The 21,654-nt window shown below is 50.9% G+C and carries 13 protein-coding genes; 12 read left to right on the top strand and 1 reads right to left on the bottom strand.

Going from position 1 to position 21,654, the window contains the following annotated elements; all coding sequences use genetic code 11:
• Positions 1–18: 18 nt before the first annotated feature.
• On the bottom strand, positions 19–726 hold the full coding sequence (gene pepE / locus GWG06_RS29330; RefSeq protein ID WP_160718040.1) for a dipeptidase PepE: 708 nt from the start codon (positions 724–726) through the stop codon (positions 19–21).
• 713 nt (positions 727–1,439) lie between these two features.
• Here pepE and GWG06_RS29325 point away from each other — a divergent pair.
• The 12 genes from GWG06_RS29325 to GWG06_RS29270 are packed head-to-tail and all read left to right on the top strand — an operon-like array spanning position 1,440 to position 21,614.
• Positions 1,440–4,466, top strand: a complete 3,027-nt coding sequence (locus GWG06_RS29325) for a SusC/RagA family TonB-linked outer membrane protein (protein ID WP_160718039.1) — start codon at positions 1,440–1,442, stop codon at positions 4,464–4,466.
• A 29-nt stretch (positions 4,467–4,495) separates the two neighbouring features.
• Positions 4,496–6,019, top strand: a complete 1,524-nt coding sequence (locus GWG06_RS29320; protein ID WP_235938593.1) for a RagB/SusD family nutrient uptake outer membrane protein — start codon at positions 4,496–4,498, stop codon at positions 6,017–6,019.
• An 8-nt stretch (positions 6,020–6,027) separates the two neighbouring features.
• Positions 6,028–6,696: a hypothetical protein gene (locus tag GWG06_RS29315; protein WP_127040462.1), complete on the top strand. Its 669-nt coding sequence runs from the start codon at positions 6,028–6,030 to the stop codon at positions 6,694–6,696.
• 11 nt (positions 6,697–6,707) lie between these two features.
• Complete coding sequence (locus tag GWG06_RS29310) at positions 6,708–7,754, top strand: DUF5007 domain-containing protein (RefSeq protein WP_160718038.1); 1,047 nt, start codon at positions 6,708–6,710, stop codon at positions 7,752–7,754.
• Between the two features lie 57 nt (positions 7,755–7,811).
• On the top strand, positions 7,812–10,985 hold the full coding sequence (locus GWG06_RS29305) for a SusC/RagA family TonB-linked outer membrane protein (RefSeq protein WP_160718037.1): 3,174 nt from the start codon (positions 7,812–7,814) through the stop codon (positions 10,983–10,985).
• A 41-nt stretch (positions 10,986–11,026) separates the two neighbouring features.
• The gene (locus tag GWG06_RS29300) at positions 11,027–12,532 is read left to right on the top strand and encodes a RagB/SusD family nutrient uptake outer membrane protein (RefSeq protein ID WP_160718036.1); all 1,506 of its coding nucleotides are present in this window, start codon (positions 11,027–11,029) and stop codon (positions 12,530–12,532) included.
• An 18-nt stretch (positions 12,533–12,550) separates the two neighbouring features.
• Positions 12,551–13,261, top strand: a complete 711-nt coding sequence (locus tag GWG06_RS29295) for a fasciclin domain-containing protein (protein WP_160718035.1) — start codon at positions 12,551–12,553, stop codon at positions 13,259–13,261.
• Between the two features lie 27 nt (positions 13,262–13,288).
• Complete coding sequence (locus GWG06_RS29290) at positions 13,289–14,920, top strand: DUF5008 domain-containing protein (RefSeq protein ID WP_160718034.1); 1,632 nt, start codon at positions 13,289–13,291, stop codon at positions 14,918–14,920.
• Between the two features lie 32 nt (positions 14,921–14,952).
• Positions 14,953–16,701 (top strand): DUF4983 domain-containing protein, encoded by a 1,749-nt coding sequence (locus tag GWG06_RS29285; RefSeq protein WP_127040444.1) that lies wholly within the window; start codon positions 14,953–14,955, stop codon positions 16,699–16,701.
• A gap of 27 nt (positions 16,702–16,728) precedes the next feature.
• Positions 16,729–18,189, top strand: coding sequence for a M60 family metallopeptidase (locus GWG06_RS29280; protein ID WP_160718033.1), 1,461 nt, complete (start codon positions 16,729–16,731; stop codon positions 18,187–18,189).
• Positions 18,190–18,211: 22 nt separating this feature from the next.
• A complete protein-coding gene (locus GWG06_RS29275) occupies positions 18,212–19,876 on the top strand; it encodes a LamG-like jellyroll fold domain-containing protein (RefSeq protein ID WP_160718032.1) in 1,665 nt (554 codons plus the stop codon).
• A 10-nt stretch (positions 19,877–19,886) separates the two neighbouring features.
• Positions 19,887–21,614, top strand: a complete 1,728-nt coding sequence (locus GWG06_RS29270; RefSeq protein WP_160718031.1) for a LamG-like jellyroll fold domain-containing protein — start codon at positions 19,887–19,889, stop codon at positions 21,612–21,614.
• Positions 21,615–21,654 lie beyond the last annotated feature (40 nt).

Below are 21,654 nucleotides of genomic sequence, written 5' to 3'. Positions count from 1 at the left end.
GTGGGCAAATGTAAGGTATTAACGCAGAAAAGAGAGGCTGCTGCCAGCTTCCAGTTCATAGGGCGCTTTGCCGGCTTCAAAAATGCGGGCGCTGAGCGTTCCTTCCAGGGTGATAGTCCCGTCTTTAACATATACCCAGCTGCCTTCACGTAAGCCCAGCACCGGCGTGGTGTTTTGCGTATGGAATTCTCCGATGCGCGTTTCCCTGGTTTCGCCCATATGTGGCAGGCCGGGGATAGGGTCCAGGTAGTGCGGGTTGAGGTTGAAAGGTATCAGTCCCATGGTTTCAAACGTTGGCGGATATACGATAGGCATATCATTGGTGGTTTGCATGGATATACCGCCGATATTGCTGCCTGCGCTGCATCCCATATAGGGCTTACCGCTTTCCACTGCTGCTTTCAGCGGCTGCATCAGCTGTAGTTCATGCAGCTGCTTTACGAGCAGGAACGTATTGCCGCCGCCGGTAAAAAATCCCTGCGCCTGGCTGATGGCTGCTGCCGGGTCAGCAAAGGTATGGAGCCCAGTTACCCTGATGCCCAGCGGTGCAAATGCTGCTGCTGCTTTGGCGGTATACGCATCATGTGAGATCCCGCCGGGCCTGGCAAAAGGTACAAAGATGATTTCACCCACTCCCTGGTACAGTGTTGCCATGACCGGCTGCAGGTATGCCAGGTAGGCTTCTCCGAACAGCGTAGAGGTGCTGGCAAGTACAATATGCTTCATTTATTTTTTTTTACGTTGAGCGTCAAAATTAAATTTTCTTGTTCAAAAAAACTATATATTTGATACTGAATGATTTGTACTAACGTGAACGATTACACGCCGTAGAGAGCACACACTGTACTATACCCGATCTGTCATTTTTTTGTCTGTATAGCCCTTTGTGAACAGATAACAGCACAAAACATTGTCATAGTTTTTTCAATTATCATCAATGCACTCTAATGTCATTTTGACGCTTATTATTTTGTGTCTGATAATCGATGGAACGATTAACGAACAATGAAAATTATTGTCAACCAAATTGTAGCCAGAATTTAAGATCCACGGAGCCGCGTGCATCCGAAGAAAATCAGATTTATTATTGTTGTTTTCCGAGACTGTGTACAGGTGAAAACCCCTGTGGATAACAGTTTTCGCATCCTGTAAAATCAATGGCTTAACCGGCATCCGATAGCACATACGCAAGCAATGCGTACAGGCGGAGCTTTGTTTTCACCATTTTAAAAAACGTATGAACAATGAAAAAAAACTACCCTTACCCTGGGTTGCCGGAAGGCGACTGTCTGTATGTAGTATCCAGTTACTTAAGTTTGGGATCCTGACAAAAATATAGCTGAATAAAACGGCGGCATCCCTCCGTGCACAGTCATGTCTGCATGACTGAACGGCTCCCTGTTGCCTTTCATGAACATCACTTCAAATATTCATTCACAATGAGAGATCATTTATCCAGACGGTTGTCCGGAAAAAAACGGCGCTGGGTCCTTTCACTGGTAGCTACCTGTTGCACCCTGCACCTTGTCTGCATCTCCGGCGTACAACCGGCTGCCGCCGCCACATGGCAACTGCCGCCGGTTCCGCGCGATTCCACGCCGGCGTCACCCGATTCTTCCACGGCTTCCCGCTTTGATGTTATCCGTACCATCAACAGAAAAGTTACCGGTACCGCCTTCCGTAACAACGATTCGCTGCAGTTGAAACAGGTTACCCTCTTTCCCTATACATCCCTGCAGCAGATGATGAAAGGCAACATCAAAGGGCTATACGTACAGGAACCTTCCGGCGAACCGGGAACAGAACAGTTTATGTACATACGCGGCCTTGCCATGCCGCTGCTGTCAAAGAAAGATGTATACCAGGTGCAGCCTGCCGTATACATCAATGGTATTCCGATGGTGCAGGATAATACCCTCGTCTTCGATATACAACATTATGAATACAACCGGCTGGGACCTGCTATCAACCTGCTTTCCGTTATCAACCCGGATAATATCCAGGAGGTGCAGGTGTATAAAGATGCCGCTGCCATCAGTCTTTTCGGTCCCCGCGGCGCTAACGGCGTTATCAATATCATCACCAAAAATGCTACTACCGGTCAGCGTAAAATCAGTGTGAACAGCTACTACGGTATGTCTTTCCACGATCCGCTGTATACCACCAATGCACAGGCGGAGAACCGTTTCCGCAGGCCATTCTATCAGCGTTATGCCTCAGCGGCGGATTCGATGGTATATCCCGCCTATCTGCGCGATTCCTCGAATACTGCCTTCTATGGCGCCGCCAACTGGAATGACCTCTACCTGAGAAATGCTGCTGTACATGGCATCAATGCCAGTATCTCCGGCGGATCAGAAAGAGCCAACTTCCGCTTCTTCGGCGATAAAACGCAGGCAAACGGCGTGGCCGACAATACCCGCATGGATAAATACACGGCATCGTTCATGGTGAATATGTCGCCGGTAAAATGGCTGCTGGCTTCTGCTATGATTAATGCCAACCGTATTGACCGCCGCCGCAACACCTCCCTGCAGGACCGCTTCGCGGAAACTGCCTACATCCCTGATATCAGCAGTCCTCTGTCGCCCGGAAAGGAGGCCTATGGCAACTACCTGGCGGCCTATAAAAAGAGCTTTGATAAAAATCATGTCAACAGCGTACAGGGAAGTTTCTCCCTGGCATTCTCCTTTAAAAACCTGCGTTACACCACCCGCCTGGGATATGATTACAACGAAAGCACCCGCGACGTTTTCTATCCCGGTACCCTGATGGATGGCGCGAATTACGTCTCCAATTATTTCGGTAATAACCAGCGTGTGACCTTTGATAACGTTGTTGACTATACGTACCATCCCGCGGCAGATCATTCCTTCACCTTCCAGGCCGGAACTTCCTTTCAGGCGGACCTGTACCGCTACACCTATGAGCGTGCCTACAAAGGTTTGAGCGACCGCGTTAAGGTGAACATTGTAGAAAGCGATGCCAATAAAGCCAACTACCTGGCGCCGCTGTATTTTGCGAACCAGCTGGTATACCGTTTTATTGATGCGGAGAAACAAAGGCTGATGTCTTTCTTCGGTCATGTAAATTATGATTACCGGGATATCTACCGCCTCACGCTTTCCCTGCGGAGCGATGGATCTTCGCTGGTATCTCCGGCGCACCGCTGGCTGTTTACGCCGGCTGTCGGCGCTGAATGGAAAATTAAAAATCATCTGCTGAAAGATATGCAGCAGCTCAGCGAGCTGTCGGCACATGCTTCCTGGGGCCGTGTAGGCCGCCTCTATGGCGATGACCGCTATGCCAACGGCGCGCAGTACAAGGTAGATATCGGGTGGACAGGCATGCCCAACGCCTATTCCTACGCAGGCGTGGCAGCGCTTTCCAGGCCCTATAACTATGGCTGGGTGAGCGATAACCTGCCCTGGTCATATACTGATATACTTTCTGCCGGTATAGACGCCGCCTTGTTTAATAACAGGCTGCGTTTCAATGCTGAAGTATATTCCAAAGATGACCGTAATATGCTGCTGCCCATGCCGGTAGTGGCCGAATCAGGTTATGTCAGCGCTTATATGAGCGGACTGCATGTGAATAACAAAGGCATAGAACTGGGTATCAGCGGAGATGTGATCCGTACAAAAAATTTCCAGTGGACACCGGGCCTTACCGCCGGCTGGAATAAAAATGTGCTGAAAGCATTGCCGGGTGGCGCTTCCTCCTTCTCTAACGGAGAGCGTAAACTCGAAACCGGCAAAGCTGTGGACCAGTTCTGGGTATATGAAAACACCGGCATCTATAATACCTCCGCGGATATTCCCCTGAACCCGAAAACCAATGCGCCACTCAGTTTCAAAGGAATGCCCTTTTCTCCGGGCGATGCCGTATGGAAAGATCAGAACAATGATTTTGTTATCGATGACAGGGATAAAGTGCTGAAGGGGCATAGTATGCCAACGGTGACAGGTACGCTGGACAACACTTTCAGCTATCGCAACTTCCGGCTGAGCTGCAGCTTTTATTTTGCCGGCGGCCTCAGCGCCCTCAACAGAAAAGATGCGGTACGCTATGATTTTATCAACCACGACGGGCAGTCCAATATGGAATCCGTGAAGGACATTACCTGGTGGCAGCAGCAGCAGGATCCTAAAACGTATCCGCTGTATAATCCCTGGAGTGCGGTAGTTCCTTACCGTGCGGATCAGGACCTGTTTCTGGAGAACGCCTCCTTTATCAAACTGCGTACGTTGTCGCTCGGCTATGAATTGTCCGGCAGCAAATGGCTGAAGAAAAATGTTCCCACGCTTTCCCGCTGCTACATCTATGCTACCGGCAACAACCTGCTCACCTTCACCCGGTATTCCGGCGGTGATCCGGAGCTGACCTACTACAATGGTTACGATAACGGCTATACGATTCCGATTCCGAAAACCTATACCATTGGACTGAAACTGGATTTATAATCATTTGTCATTTCACAAGCATGAAAAATATGATGGGTTCATTAAAGAAAACAGCCCTGGTACTGGTGATGGCGGCAGCTGTACTTTCCTGCAATAAAATGCTGGATGTAAGGTCTACCAGGCTGGTAACTGAAAAGAACTACTGGTCTTCCATACAGGATGCCCGCAGTGCGCTGATGGGCGTGTATGGCCTTACCCGCGCCGCGCTTACTGACAATGCCGCCTTCTGGATGTACGGAGAATTCAGGAAGGGCGACTTCCAGGCAGTTTCCCGCGCAGAAATGAAAGCGCTCGTGAACAACGAACTGAATGTGGCATTTCCGCAGCTGCAGTCCCTGAAGAACTGGCGCAGGTTTTATGCCGCCATCAATGCGGCTAACCTGTTTATTGAAAGGTCAGGAGAGATTCTGCAGAAAGATGCCTACTACACTGCCGCCAATAACCGGCTGGATATCGCGCAGGCAAGGGCTTTACGCGCTTTCCTCTATTTTTATATCACCCGTGTATGGGGAGATGTACCCCTGATTGTTTCCTCCTTCGACGGCCAGTTCCCGCAGTTTGCCCGCTCTCCGCAGACGACGGTGCTGCAGTTTGCAGAAAAGGAGCTGATAGAAGCAGCCAAAGACCTGCCTTTTAAATATGATGCCAATGACCCGCAGGTAGGCGGCGCCTACTACGCACAGGGATACGGTTTCTGGAAAGGTACGCTCGTAAATAAGGTAAGCGCCTACGCAGTACTGGCACATATCGCCGCATGGCAGCAACGCTATCCGGATGTGTTATCCTATACACAGTTTATCATGGATAACTATACCACTACGGATGCAACCTTCACCAATACCAAAGACCTCTGCGCCAGCGACAGCGGCTTCTTCGCCAGGATGGGCCCCAGCCAGATACTCAATTTCTCCTTTGACTATGAAAGAGGAGAGGGAATTACGGCAGGTCATCTGCAGGAGTATACACTGGCCAAACCCATTACCCGTAATACTTTGCCGGTCATGTACATCCCGCGTGACTCTATCCTGCAATACTTCGACCGCCCCGGCGACGAACGCTTCAGTATCAGCCTGCTCACCGGTTATCCGCTGAATGAATATTACTTCTCCAGCTTCAACAGCACCATACCGGTATTTACCAAGATCAAGGTGATTGAAGACGGAAAGGCAGACAAGGGCGTATTCAGAATGTATAACGCCACCATGATGTTCAGCCGGATGGAAGAAATAGCGCTGCTGCGCGCAGAAGCGGCCGCCGTTACCAACAATACTTCCGAAGCCTCCCTGCTGCTGGTCAACAATATGAAAAGCAGGGGTATCATCAATGTAGATATGAAGAACAAGGATCTGATAGATGAAATCTTCGCAGAGCGCCGCCGAGAGCTGATGGGAGAGGGATGGCGCTGGTACGACCAGATCCGCTATGCCCGTCTGAAACCCGGCAGGAGTGCGCTGACACCCTTGCTGAACAATGGCGGAATCTACTGGCCGCTCGCGGATGAAGTGCTCTCCGCCAACTCCAGACTTATACAAAATTCCTATTGGTTAAAATAATTACCGCCATGCAAATAAGACATTCTTTCACCGGAATACTGTTCTCCCTGACAATGGCTGTGCTCCTGCTGACGGCCTGCCAGAAGGATGGAGGTTACCACGAATATGAGCGCCGCGCCGCACAGTCGGACGCCAGCATGTACGATTACCTGAAAAGCCAGAAAGGTCAGTACGACTCCATGGTGGCCATCATCGACCGCCTGGGATTACAGCGCGTATTCTCCAATACGCAGCTGACGGTTTTCGGTTTTACCAATGCCAGCGTTGCCGTAGCCCTGCGTAATCTCAACGTGCTGCGGGAAAAGCAGCAGCTGCCGCCGGTATCACTGGCTTCCCTCAACCGGGAGAACCTGGATACGCTGTTCTGCCGCTATGTGATCCCCGGCGTATTCGGTACGGACAGCCTCCGGCAATATCCTGACGGCCGCCTGTTCAACGCCATCAAGTACAACAATGAAATGAACCTGCAACTGTTTACACAATCCGCTTCCGGCTTTGAAACAGATGGTCCGAAATACATCATCTACAGCGATACTAAATTTTCCTTTTACATCAACAAATGGGTACGCAGCAATACAATGGCAATGGATACCTACGTCAGAAACGGCGTGTTGCATATCCTCAGCCCGGATCATGAGTTTGGCTTTAATGAATTTATCACCCGGTTTAACAAGTAACCCACAGAACTATGAAAAAAAATAATCTGACATTGGCAGTGCTGGCAGGTGCAGGGATGTGCGTTACCGCAGCCTGTGTTAAAATTCCGGCAGACGCGGATTATATCAGTCCGTCCGCTACCTATACGCAGACGCTGTTTGAACCGGTGCTGGGCCGTACCAGCCTTATCCCCGGCGATCCCGGTACCAATATTTTCAACAAGGATAATTCCACCTCTCCCCTGAATTTCAAAATCATCAATATGCGCGGCGCCAATGGCGAAGCAGCTGATATCTTCAATAAAACATTCCCGGTGCTGGTATGGAAAGAGCCTTATACCGGCCTGGAAAAAACCAGGGAAGAGATTGACCGCAAGCGCACTATTGAACAGCGCCGCCTGTTTGAAGTAAGAGAACACTCCGGGCAGTTTGTGATGTGGAGGCCCGAAGATCTTGCCTACCTCAATGCCATAAAAAAACAACCTGATCCCGGTTATAAGTTTGATGTGGAAGTTTCCAACTCCGGCGGCAGTAAAATTGTGCGTAACCTGGAGCTGAAACCCCTGCGCCCGCAGCCCTATGAGCCGAATGCCTTTGATCCGGTAACCGGTAACTCTTACGGAGAGGTGACCCCCAGGGTAGTATCCAATATCAAGGTGATGTATGAAGATCAGACAATGGGTAGCATGATGGTGAAAATGATATTCTACAAGAACCCGGATACCAAAGGCAATACCCTCACTTTTGAATTCCGTGATTCGGCTTACAGGCCCATAGATCCGAAGTTGTTCCGGACAACCAAATGGGAAGAGATGATTCATCATTTTGGTACCGCCAGGTTTACGCCGGAAGCGGTAACCTATGAGGTAGCCTATCCCATTCCGCTCTCTGTAAGGCCCACCAGATATACCAACGGCGCCGGAAACCGCGCTATGGTGAGCTTCACCTACGACCGCATGGTCAACGGGCAGTTCAGAAGCGCTGCTATCCTGGGCACCGACTTCGCCATTTATGAGCCCGGCGACTGGAAGATTGTCTTCTGGTTCCATAAACGCAATCCGGATTTTAAGGATAACTAACCTAAAGGGTTATACGAATCATAGTACCACATTATCAAATGATAAAATCAAACCTTAATGTATAAACATCACATTAAACCGTTTATCCTGCTGCTCACGGCGCTGTCGCTTTCACTGGCGGCGGCTGCGCAGGAGATGGTAACGGTGAAAGGTATTGTATATGAAAAAGGCGCCGGATCGCCTGTTCCCGGCGTCGTGATATTCACCGGGAAGCCGCCCAGAGGGGTAGGCGCCAGCGGTGGAGACGGATCTTTTTCCATTACCGTGCCGGCCGGCACGGAAGTTACCTTTCAGGCGATGGGCTTTAATCCGTCGGTCATGAAAGCCAAAGCAGGAGAAGTGATGCGGGTATATCTCGTTGTTAAAGAGAATAAGCTCACAGAGCAGGTAGTCATCGGCTATCAGAAAAAGACAAAGGAAACTGTTACCGGCTCTACGGTGGTCATCAGCGGTAAAGACCTGCAGAACGTGCCTGTATCCAATGTGCTGGAACTCCTGCAGGGTAAGGTAGCCGGGATGAATATCCAGAACAATACCGGTGCGCCCGGTTATGCCGGTACCATCCAGATGCGTGGTCTTTCTACGCTCAGCATCTCCGGCTCCGGGGATAACTCCTTCCTGTCGCCTACATCGCCGCTCTTCGTTATTGACGGGGTGCCCGTGGATCCCAACTCCAACTATGAGTACGGATTCCAGCAGGCCGGCCCCGGACTGAACCCGTTATCACTCATCCCACCGGAAGACATTGAAAGCGTGCAGGTGCTGAAAGATGCGCAGGCAACGGCTTTATATGGTTCCAGGGGCGCATACGGTGTTATGCTTATCAATACTAAACGCGGTAAGTCCAAAGTACCTATCGTGCAGTATTCCGGGAACTTCTTCCTGAGCCTGCCGCCCCGCCTGCGCAATGTTTTGGGGGGGAATGCAGAAAGACAGCAACGCATCTGGCAGGTGATGACCTATACCGATTCCACCAACAAGGCCAGGGGAGACATTAACGCAACGCCTTTTCTGGCAGACAGTCTCAATCCCTACTACAACAACTCTACCAACTGGCAGGGACTGTTCTACAAACCTACCTGGAACCATACACATAATGTGAGCGTTTCCGGCGGCGACGACCGTTTTAACTATAAGGCGAACCTGGGGTACTATAACGAAAAAGGTATCCTGAAGAATACAGACTTCAACCGGTATACCCTGAGCACCAACATGCAGTACCGCCCTACAGACAGGCTGCGGATATTCGCGGCTATTACTACCAGCCTCGGACAAAACAGCAAGGGTAGCGGAAACGGTATCACGCAATCTGATGTGGGTAAAGCGGGCAAACAGTCGTCCCTGTTGCCTTCTCCGGCATTTTATTCAGCATCGGCCAGCGCGGTAGCTGCCTTACGTAACGAAAATATCAACAAGACAGCCAATATCAGAACCAACCTGGATATAGACTATGAGCTGATAAAAGGATTACATGCTACTTCTACTTTCAGCTTTGAGAATACCACCGGTACGGAAGATAATTTCATTCCTGCCGCCATCAAAGGGAATTCTGCAGAAGTGAAATCTTTCAATGACCGTAATCATACGCTCTACAGCCGCAGTGGGTTATCTTATTTCAAATCTATCAACGGAAAGCATAACCTGACATTCTCTGCTTTCAATGAGCTGTATAAGATAGGCTACCAGGCTACTATGCTGCGGCAGCGCGGTACGCCCAGCGATGATATCAAAGGCCCGATAGGTTCCGGCGGTTCCTTTAATGCCGGCGGCGTGCTGGATAATGCCAAGGATTTCCGCAGCGTATCCATTGCGGGAGCAGCATCCTACAACTACAAACAGAAATATGTGATCGATCTCTCCTTCCGGCGCGACGGTAGTTCCCAGGCCGGGAAGAATACGCCGTATGCCAACAACCCTTCCGTTGGGGTGCGCTGGAACTTCAACAAGGAAGCCTTCCTGGAAAATAAAACGTGGCTGGACTACGGCTCCGTCCGTGCTTCCTGGGGCCGTAACGTAACGCCGCAGGGCAACATATTCGATGCCTATGGCACCTATACCGACCGCGATGGCAGAAGGTATAACGATAAGCCCGTGAGTGGTATCGACTACGACAAGCTGCCGAATGCCAACCTCAAACCTGTATCCACCACCCAGCTCAACGGCGGGCTGGATCTCGGGTTGTGGAAAGGCAAGCTCACCATGGAGTTCGACGCGTATGTGAAAACGGTGGACAACAGCGTGATGGAATGGAGACTGCCGGATGTCAATGGTTTTAAAACCGTGCAGACCAGCGAGGCTTCGCTGATGAACCTGGGTTTTGAATGGAACTTCACTTACCGCCCTATCCAGCAGCAGAACAAATGGAGCTGGACGATAGGCTTCAACGGCGCCGTTAACCGCGACTACCTGACCCGCCTGCCTTACGGCGCACGGGAATATATGAAGTATGATTCCAGCAACCGCCAGAGCATTCTTTACCGTGTGGGCCGCAATGCCTTCACCAATGTATTGCTGTATACCCGTGATGCCTATGCCACACCAGGCAGCGTACAGGCGGATCCGGCTACCGGCAGACCTATCATGGTTGCCTCCCCGGATGGTAAGGTATTCACTTATATGGAAGCCGGAGATCCCCGCTGGGTGGATCTCGACGGTAACTACATCATCGGCGATGCAGACTACATCTACGCCGGTAACTCACAGCCGCTCATCAACGGAGGGTTAACATCCTACCTGCAGTACGGTCAGTGGACCCTGAATATTTCCGCCGCCTATACCGCTGTCCGTTCTATCCTCAACAACTCCGCACAGGCGCGTTTTGCGAGCCTCTCCGACCCACTGGGCAAGGATTCCAAAGGGCCGCAGGCAATAGTGCCGCTGGATAAATACGATTACTGGGTAAAGAACGGCGACCGTACCAGGTATCCGAATCCGTATGACTATGAACGTTATGGAAAAATACGTCCTTACCGCGTTGACCAGACCCTGTTTGAAGAAGACGGTTCCTACTTCAAGATTCAGTATATCACGCTGATGTATAACATCCCGCGGGACAAAACCAAACGCCTGGGCATTACCTCTGCGCGTACATACGTAACCGTTACCAATCCTTTCCTGTTCACCAGATACAGCGGGCCTAACCCGGAAAACGTAACAGGGCTGGGAAGAGACAGCGACGACGGTTATCCCGTGCGTAAAACCATCACGCTCGGTATGAGTGTACAGTTCTAGGAAAAGAAAACCATTAATGTTAAGTAACTAATCTGTGATATATGAAGCGTTTAGTTTTTGCGATAGGAATGACGGCACTGCTGGGCGTAACAATGCCAGGCTGTAAGAAATTCCTGAATACGGAGTCGCCCACTAAAGAGTCCGGCGCGAGCTTCTGGCAAACCAGAACAGATGCGGAAAAGTATACCAACAACCTGTACAGTGAAATGGCGGATATACTGCTCACCAACTCTTTCTTCCTGGCAGCAGAGTTCCGTTGCGGCTTCTACCGGCAGTCGCCGCTCTCCATTACCTACTGGCCTTCCCGCTACTATTATAATTACCTCATCTATAATGATCTGAAAAGTCTGATGAAGGAAGTCACCTGGAATGAGTATTTCCATTTCAATACCATTCCGGAGTGGGGCCCTTATTTCAAGGTAATACAATCCTCCGCCATCCTGCTGGACCGTATCGGCGACATTCCGGATGCGGAAATAACGCAGACGGATAAACGCAGATATAAAGCCGAGGCCGTATGGGTCAGGAACTTTGTTTATTTCCTGATGGTGCGCCTGTATGGGGACGTACCTTATTATACCAAACCTTACTTTAATGAAATTATTGGCCGTACGAAGTTCACCGATGTACTGAATGCCTGCATCGCAGACATGGCGAAGTATAAAGATGATCTGCCCTGGCAGTACCCCGATCCGAAAATGAAGGCAGTACGCCCTACCAGGGGAACCGCACTGGCCCTGATGATGCATATGAATATGTGGAATGCGGGCTTTGACGAGGCGAATAAAGACAAGTACTATAAAGCCGCCGCCGACCTGGGCAGGGAACTGATGGAACAGAACGGCGGTGCACACCGGCTGCTCACTGTTTCCGAATTCCGGCAGCTGTTCCGCGGCGGTACCCAGGAAGGGTTGTTTGAGCTGACACAGAATGTAAACTATGGAGAAGTGCGTGCCCTCGGTTATCAGTACCTGAATGATAACGTGCTGGAACATGGCAAGGGCAGCGGCTATTCCTATGTGAACTACGTAGGTAAACACCTGGAGAAATTGTATCCGCTGGGAGTGTCCGACAAACGCAAGGACCTATGGTTCGATGCCAATACCATGTACAAGGAAGGCAATCTGGCCGAGTTCCGCAAGTTCGCCGCCAATACCGGCAGTAATGTGGCCTTCGATGGTAACCTCATCGTATTCCGTTATGCAGACGCCATCCTGCTGGCATCAGAAGCCAACGCAGAATTAGGGAATACTGCAGAAGCTATCCGCCTGCTCAACCTGATACGCGCCCGCGCAGAAACGGCTGCCTATGCCGGGGATAATCCCACCGACCTGAAAGACGCCATCTATTTTGAGCGCGCCAAAGAGCTGATGGGAGAGGGCCATGCCTACTACGATCTTGTACGTACGCACCGCATCCTCAGCTCCAACTACTGCACCGCGCCCATTTCGCAATCAGCGTTCCTGCGTGGCGCCTGGACATGGCCTGTCACGGAAAGCGCACTGGTCAACAATCCGCTGATGCGGCTGAACGAATACTGGCGTTAACCTGAAAAAAAGATAATGATGAAACACACATACCGTTTATGGCTGGCAGCATGCACCTGTATGGTGATCCTGTTATCCGCCTGCAAGAAAGATTATTACCAGGACACCGGCACTGCCAAAGGCAGATTCAACGGCTCCGTCATGGACTACCTGCAATCAAAACCCGATTACTTCAGCAACGTGGTGAAAGTAATCGGCTACGCAAAAATGGAACAGGTTTTCAGTAAGGAAAACATCACCTTCTTTGCGCCGGCCAATCCATGTTTCGACAGCTCCGTCAACCTGCTCAACAAAATACTGTACCTCACCGGAAGGGATACCATTAAAACCCTCGATCAGGTGCATCCCGAAGTATGGCGGCAGCTGCTCTCCAGGTATGTTTTCAAAGGGAAAATGATGCTGAATGATATTCCGCAGGTAGACTTCCTGAAATTCAAAACCTACCCCGGCCAGATCGTCCGCTCCTACGACGGTGTACCGATGAACCTCGGTGTCGTTTACGGCAACGAAGGCGGTGCGGAATACGTAGGATACCGGCAGCTGCATATCTCTTACCAGGCGGATATTTCCCAGCCGTTATCTACCTGGTACAAAGCCCCGGTAGCCTCCGTAAACATAGAACCTGATAACGGCGCCGTGCATGTGCTGGTATTCACACAGCATTACTTCGGATTCGATATCAATGAATTTTATAACCTCTGTCTGAGATATGGCATCGCCGGTAAATAATCTCCGGGCACTAAATTCCTGCTCATCATGCTAAAAAATACAATAGGCCTGCTGTTGTTGTCATGCATCATCACAGCCGGCTGCAATAAGAAAGAAGACGTGTATCCGGACCCGTATGCAGGCGCAAAGAAAAATGCGCCGGTGCAGTTCAGCGATGAACTGCCCACCCCGCAACGTGGCAGCGCCGGAGATCAGGTCACCTTCAAGGTTACAGGGCTGCTGCCCTTTAAAGGCACCGCACGTTTTTATATGTCCGGTAAAGAAGCACAGATCATCAGCATCACAGATAAAACAGTTACCGTAAAAGTGCCCGATGGCGCAAGTTCCGGCAGTGGCTGGATCAATATCGGCAACGATGTGTATCCAGCCTCCCTGTTCCGCGTAAACGGTAAGGTGAAGCTCGACAATACCTTCCGGGCAGGCACCGGAGCAGACGGTATGGTCCTGGGTATCGTACCTACTTCGGACAGCCGTTACCTGATTACCGGTAATTTCAAACTGTATAACAGCAATGGCGTAGGTAACCCGCTGAACGGTATTGCCCTGATTGAAAGACATGGACAATATGTGGATGCCTTCCGTACCGATTCTGCGGTATACCGCTTCGGAAGCATCAGTACCGCGGTACAGCTGCCGGACAATAAATTCCTGATCGGCGGACAGTTTGACCGCTACGGCCGCATGAAAGGTATTAACGGCATCACCCGTATTCATACTGCCGGGATGATAGATACCACCACCGTGCGTATAGTGCCGGAACAGCTGGGAGAAACAGACCCGCACGCAGGAGGCCCTACGGAAGAAGAAAGAGCCACCGATACGGTCCCCGCTTTTAATGGCGGTGTTACCGGCGTTATCAGCAAACTGTTTTATACCGGCAACCGCGTGATCGCTATCGGGAGTTTCTTTTACTACGTGCAATACTATTATGCCAACTCCACCAAAAGCACACGCAGCATAGATTTGCGCAGGGTGAACAATATCGTGGCCATGGACGTGAACGGTAACCTGGATTCCAGCTACCACTACAATCTCGCTACTCACCAGGGCGAAGGCGGCCCGCAGGGCGGCCTGACAGACGGAGTTGTGCTGCCCGGCGGCAGGTTGCTGCTGGTGGGCAAGTTCAATAAATTTGACAATACCGCCGCCGGCAGCATCGTTTGCCTGGATGCCAATGGCAGGATAGATCCCTCTTTTAATGCCGGTACCGGCGCTACAGATGGCGCGATTGCATCGGTTACCTATAATCCTGTTACCCGCAAGATTATGCTGACAGGCACTTTCACCACTTTTAACGGTGTCGCCGGCAACGGACTCGCTATGCTGAATGAAGACGGTTCTATGGTCAGCACCTTTAAAGCCAGGACAGTTGGCGGCGGTTCTCCTATCTATGCACTTCAGATGAAGAGCGGGTTGATAGCAGTGGCAGGTACCTTCAACCAGTATGATAACTATACGCGGGAAGGCCTGATGATACTGCAACCCGACGGCTCGCTGGCTGCCGGTTATAATAATACCGGCAGACTGCAGGGCCTTGTTTTCCAGATGCAGGAAACCACCTCTGCGGAAGGCGACCCTGCCATACTCATCACAGGTACTGTCTCCTCGTTTGATAATACCGCAGTGGGTAACATCTTCAGAATCGTTATCGAAAAATAATCCAGGCAATCACCATAACCAGTTAAGCAAGTATGAATAAAATTATTTCACTTATAGGAACTGCAGCTGTACTGCTGACGCTCGCCTGTAACAAGGAAAGCGCCGATACGCTGAATGGCAGGGAGTATCCCAACAATCCCGGTATTACCGCCGGAACGCCGAAAGTGCTCTGCCTGGTGATCGACGGCGCCAGGGGAGAATCCGTGAAAGCGCTGAAACCGCCGGTGTTATGGGCGCTCCGCGACAGTGCCGTATTTACCTGGAACGGTATCAGCGATACCACCGGTACTGCCGGTAACAGCTGGGCCGACCTGCTCACCGGTGTTGGCAGCAATAAACACGGTGTTATCGGTAACGACTATACGAATATAAATACCAAAGATCATCCCGTATTTTTCAAATACCTGAAAGATGGCGGCATTACTACGCGTGCCGCAGCTTTCATGACTACGCCGGAGGTTAGTCAGCAGCTGATAGGCAGCCAGGCAGATGTCAGCAATGTATTCACAACAGATGATGCCGTACAGGCCGCCGTACAACGTGAATTGCAGCAGGACAGCGCCGGCGTGATACTGGCGGAATTCGGCGATGTGGAGAAAGCCGGCAGGCAATTCGGATATGATGTCAGCATCCCGCAATATGCCGCAGCCATCACCGCAGCAGATAAAAAGATCGGGGAAATACTCAACGCCCTCCGCGCACGCAAAAATTTCGGCAGGGAAAACTGGCTGGTAGTTATCACATCCGGCCATGGCGGCTACTGGCCGGTAGCTCCGGAAGAAAGTGACGGCACTGCCTTCTCAAATCCCGTACAGAATACCTTTACCCTCTTCTTCAATCCACGCTTTGAAAGCCAGGTTATCGCACGCCCGGAGAATATCCGCGTGGCCTATGAAGGTAAGGCTGTAAGGCTCTGGGGGCCGGAGAGTGATTATGTGCGCGCAGAATGCGACGACCAGGGACTCTATAATGTGGGTAAAGGACAGATGACCGTTGAAATAAAAATTAAGAAGACAAAGAATGCCAGCGGCAACTACAGCTATTCCCATCCGCCCTTCTTCGGAAAATGTAATAACCGTAGTGGCAGCACGCCAGGATGGGCTTTCTTCCATTCCGGCGAACAGATCGTATTCTATGTTTCTGACGGCATTACCAACCGGCAGGTGAGAGTACAGAAGAATCTCAATGACGGCGACTGGCATTCCATCACGGGTACCATTCAGCTGGTAGGTACTACCTATGAACTGGCCGTTTTCGTGGATGGGGAAAATAAAACCACCGACCGGCTGATCGCTTCCCCTGTGGCTTCTACCACCGGCATCATCTCCCCGTCGAAAACCATCATCGGTTTCTTCCCGACCACCTTCGGGTCTACACTGGATTTCTACCCTTCCGATGTGCGTATATTCAATACCGTAGTATCCGATGAAATGATTAAAAGATGGGCTGCAAAAACCTATGTGAACCGGCAGCATCCCAATTACGGCAACCTGATCGGCTACTGGAGCTGTCTTGATGGAGAAGGCAGCCGTCTGACAGACCAGAGTCCATCAAAGAAAAATTTTGATCTCAAAGGAAAGTACGCCTGGTCCGCCTTCAGCGATATGAGCAACTACCTGTATCCGCAGATTGCCAACCAGGAAAGGTTTGTGCCGAATACGGTAGACATTCCGCTGGCAGTAATTAACTGGATGAAGGTGCCGGTGCAGACAGGCTGGGGCCTCGAAAGCAAAGGGTGGCCCGCCACTTTCAGGGATTTCCCGGTTTCCGTAATAAGATAAAAGGTATTAAAAACTAAAATCCGAACAATGAGAATATCCATCATCAGGTCCGCACTCGGTTTATCATTGCTGGTGATAGTGCTGCTAGCCTGTTCCAAGGAATATGATTTTAACGATGGTTACGATAAACCGGTGACCCTGGATACCACCGGGGTAGGGAATATTGATACCAGTATGTTTAAGATAGACAGCAGCGGGTTTCCCGAAGCCCGCCGTTTTCCCGGCCTGGTAAATGCCGTAGAGCCGCGTCTCTATAATGTGCCGGTAGAACTGGATCTGGATTATAAACTGGTATCACCGAACCTGCGCATTGCCTCCGCACCCGGCTTCTGGATGAGCACCGGCCTGTATGCCGCACCAGGAGAGCTGATAAAGGTAGTAGTACCCAAAGGCACAGAAGGCCTCAGCATCCAGGTAGGGTCGCATACCGATAACGTGAACGGTAAATTCCCGCAGCTGAGAGCCGGACTGATTACCACAGAAAAAACGCTGCTGCCGGGCGATAACTTCATCCGGAACATCTACGGCGGTCTTATCTACATCATTCCCGGCAACCCTTCCAAAAAGAAGGTAACGCTGGCATTCAGCCATGTGTGTAAGTCGCCCGACTTTGTACTGGGACAAACCACCGACGCAGCCTGGAAGGAAGCCGTACGCAAATCCCAGGTGCCCGTTGTGGAGCTTCGCAGCAAACGCTTTGTACTTACCGCTTACCGCAAGGTACTATTGGGGATGCTGGAAAATTTCAGTGCAGAAGCAGTGATGAAACTGTGGGATGAAGCGATTGAAAAAGATTACCACGAATGGTATGGCTTATCAGATAACCCTGCTGATCCGATAGATCAGGCGCCGGCTACACAGCATCGTTTTGTGCTGGATATACAGATTTCGCTTGGCAGCGGCCATAGCGGTTATCCGGCCATGGCGTACCTGGACTGGCATCCGGAATTCCTGGATACCGCCAAAATCAATGCCGGCGCATCCTGGGGGCCATTCCATGAAATAGGACATAACTTCCAGATGACTTCCATGTGGAGCTGGAGCGGCGCTGATGCGCTGACGGAAGTATCCAACAACCTGTTTGTATTCAAAATTGCCGCACGCCATGGTAAAAAGCCTCCGCGCACCTATGATGCCGGACAGAATTTTGTTCCGCCGGCACTGGCGTTTGCGGCAGGCAACGGTCCCAAGAATTTCAGTTCGCTGTCAGATGTATTTTCCCGGCTGGTGCCGTTTGTACAGCTGTTCCAGCGCTACGGCTACGGTATGATGGGATATATCTGCACCGCTGCCCGTCATGAACAACGTGTTTCCTACATCAATGAGGTAAAGAAAAATTTCTTCTACGTACATGCAAGTAAGTATGCCGGCGTAAATCTGAAACCGTTTTTTGATCAGTGGGGTATAGCCGTTTCTCCGTCTGCCGTAGATCAGGTCAGCAATCTGCCGCTGCTCACGGAACAGATCTGGTTAAATGATATCAGGTAATCATCTTCCTAAACTATTTTATATGCGAAGCATATCTGTAAAAATAATATCCGCAGCGATGATCCTGATGGCGACAGCCTGCGCTAAAGTAGCGCTGGTGCCTGACGACATCGCGAAGCAGCCGGAGTTTAAAGATAAAAGTAAAGTGTTGCTGATTGTAGTAGACGGATTAAAAGGCAGCGAGATGCGCAGGGTATCACTGCCGGTCATCAGCGGAATGTTGCCGCACAGCGCCTACAGCTTTGATGCGGTTACAGACTCCGTCAGTACAGACGGCGCAGGATGGGCAGCCATCATGACAGCCACGGGCAACAACAAACACACGATAACAGACAGCTCGCTGACAGCCAAAACACAGAGCGGCGCGCGTTATGTATCTTTCCTGGCGCTGCTGAAGCGTGCCGGCCGTAACCTGCACAGCGTGGCTGTTTCCGGATGGCCGCAGCTGCACAAAACATTACTCGCGGATGCGGGCGTTAAAATTCTGACGAAAGATGATGATGCTGCCGTGCGGGATTCTGCCGTAAACAGGCTGAAGAAAGATAATCCCGATCTGCTTATTGTGCATTTCAACGGTGTGAACAAAGCAGGTATCAGTAAGGGCTTTGATGCAGAGGTACCGGAATATGCCAGCGCCATGACTAACGCAGACGCCTATATCGGCAGTATCATGGATGCCCTGAAATCGCGCCCGGACTATGCCAATGAAAACTGGCTTACTATTGTACAGTCCACCCATGGCGGATTTCAGCAATCCTATGGCGGGGGTAGTGAGTTTGAACGCAACGGCTTTTCATTGTACTACAATCCTGATCTGAAAGAGAACAGGGCCAACTATCCGCAGATGATACGCTACGCCGTGCATATGTACGAGCAGGGCGCATCTGCCGTGAATGCGGTGCTTACAGACAACAGCGCCTATAATTTCGGCGCTTCCGGTAACTACACCATTGAAGCGAAAGTGCGCACCTATACCGGCGGCTTTACCTCCAACTATCCGGCCTTTCTGTCCAAACGTGCTTCGTTCGATGGCTATGTGCCCGGCTGGTGCTTCTTCCTGGAAGGCAGCTACTGGCAGATTAACTTCGGCTCCCCGTTGCTGCGGGCGGTACAATGCAAGGGCGCCGACATTAACGATGGCAAATGGCATCACCTCAGCGCGGTAATTTCCATGGATACGGATGGTAAAAGATGGGTAACCACCTACACCGACGGTGTCAGGAACAATAGGAAAGATATTTCCGCACTGGGCGATATCAACACCACCAATCCGCTGACAATGGGCTTTATTCCCGGGAGTATCGCGAAACCGATGGATATGTATATGAATGATGTGCGTATCTGGAACGACTCCCTGCCTGCCGGCGTCATCGCACAATACAGCTGTACCAACGAGATCACGGATAGTCATCCTTATTACCGGCAGCTGAGCGGATACTGGCCCTGCCAGGAGAAAACCGGCGCGACACTGAAAAATATGGCTCCGGGGGCAACCGGAAAAAATTTCAGCCTGAAGAATACCACCACCTGGGATTACCTCAACTACACACTGCCTTGTCAGGCTAACGAAGGCACTACCGTTGTGCCGCACACTAAGGATGTATTTGCGCAGATTGCCTACTGGCTGAATGTTCAGCTGAACAGCGAGTGGGAAACCGAAGGGCGCTTATGGCTTAAATTCTTCTAAAATTATTTTTATGCAGACATCATTCTCAAGATATACACGCAGCATCGGGCTGCTGCTGGCAGCCGGATTAATTGCCGGCATCAGCGCCTGCAGGAAAGAAATAGCACAGCAGCAGCACTACGATTCGGATACTTCCCGGCAGCTGATAGACGGCGTAAAACTCAGGAAGAAAAGGGTATTGCTCATCGGGATAGACGGCGCGCCCGGCAAGCTGATTAAAAGTATGCAGCCTCCTGTGATCATGAGCCTGACGCCGCAGAGCGTTGTTACCTGGGAAGGGCTTACCGATACCGTTTCCACGCCTGCTGCCGGCTGGACTACCATGGCCACCGGCGTTGCCTACCAGCAGCACCAGATCGGCGACAGTACACTGATACCTAAATCAGTAGAAGGTTCTCATGCTGAAATCAAATACTATAACAGCTTTATTTATTATCTGAAAGAAGATGATTTTAATACCAAAGTCACCGCTGTAACACCCTGGGAAGACCTTACCAACTTTGTACTCAACAATGCAGACAAGGTGATCCCCACGCGGCAGTCGGATGGCGACAAGGGTGTAACAGACGCTGTGCTGAAAGAACTCTCTTCCGCAAATCCGGATGTGCTTATAGCAAACTATAACAGTCCGGCTATAGCCGGTCTGCAGGCCGGTTTCAGCGATAATGCCGTATACCGCGCTGCCGTTACTTCCGTAGATACGCAGATAGGTAAACTGCTGGAAGGGCTGAAAGCCCGTAAGGCAGCAGCCGGGGAAGACTGGCTGGTAATTATACAATCCACTTCCGGTGGCGTTGCCAGCAAAATGGGTGGCAGAACCGGAGAAGAACGCAATTCCTTCACGGTGATGTATAGCCCTGTTATTACGCCCAATGCACTGATAGGTGCGCCGCTGGCAGGTAAATGTGTACGCCTGTTCGGCGATGCCCCGAACTACGTGCGTGCCGTGAACAACGATGGCGGACTGTATAACCCTGATAACCGCTCTATCACCATCGAAGCCAAGGTACGCTTTAACAAGGGGCCCAAAGGCAATTACCAGTTTTCCTGGCCGCCGTTCCTCACCAAATGTGCTTCCAGATACGGCTCCACCGTAGGCTGGTCCATGTTCCGGTCCGGAGATAAAATCGTGCTTTTTATCGCAGACGGATCACAGAAAATTGAAGTGACTTCTTCTGCCATCAATGATGGTAATTTCCACGCGGTGACCGCCACCATTGCCTACAGCTCAGACCCTGCTAACGGTAACACCTATACGGGATCTATCTATATCGACGGGGTAACCAAAGCATCAGACAAACTGGTCAGGGCAGCGAGAATAAGTTCTCCGTCGCCGCTGACGCTGGGGTATAACCCGACCAATTTCCAGGATGCCATCGATATGTACATTGCAGATGTACGTATCTGGAATACCGCCCTTCCGGAAGACGTAGTGATGGCCTATACCAACCGGTCTGATATTGACGCCGGCCATCCCAATTATAAAAACCTGATAGGCTACTGGCCCTGTATGGAAGGCAGCGGCAACCAGTTTAAGGATCTGTCGGCCTCCGGGAAAGACTTCACCGTTGAAGGCAACTACACCTGGGACCTGATCCAGGAACCGCTGTCATCCAAACTGGCAGCGCCTTCCCTGAAAGATGTAACACCCAGTATCCTGGGCTGGATGGGACTGACGCTCTCCGGCTCCAGCAAACCTCCGGGCATCAACTGGATCGTAGTAAAAGGTGTAAAATAACAACCGGTAAATTTTTATTGTTTCACTTATACAACCATTT

The sequence above is a fragment of the Chitinophaga solisilvae genome (assembly GCF_009928525.1).
Taxonomy (GTDB): domain Bacteria; phylum Bacteroidota; class Bacteroidia; order Chitinophagales; family Chitinophagaceae; genus Chitinophaga; species Chitinophaga solisilvae.
The sequence above is the reverse complement of the archived record's forward strand: the minus strand, read 5'-3'. Positions and strand labels throughout refer to the sequence as shown.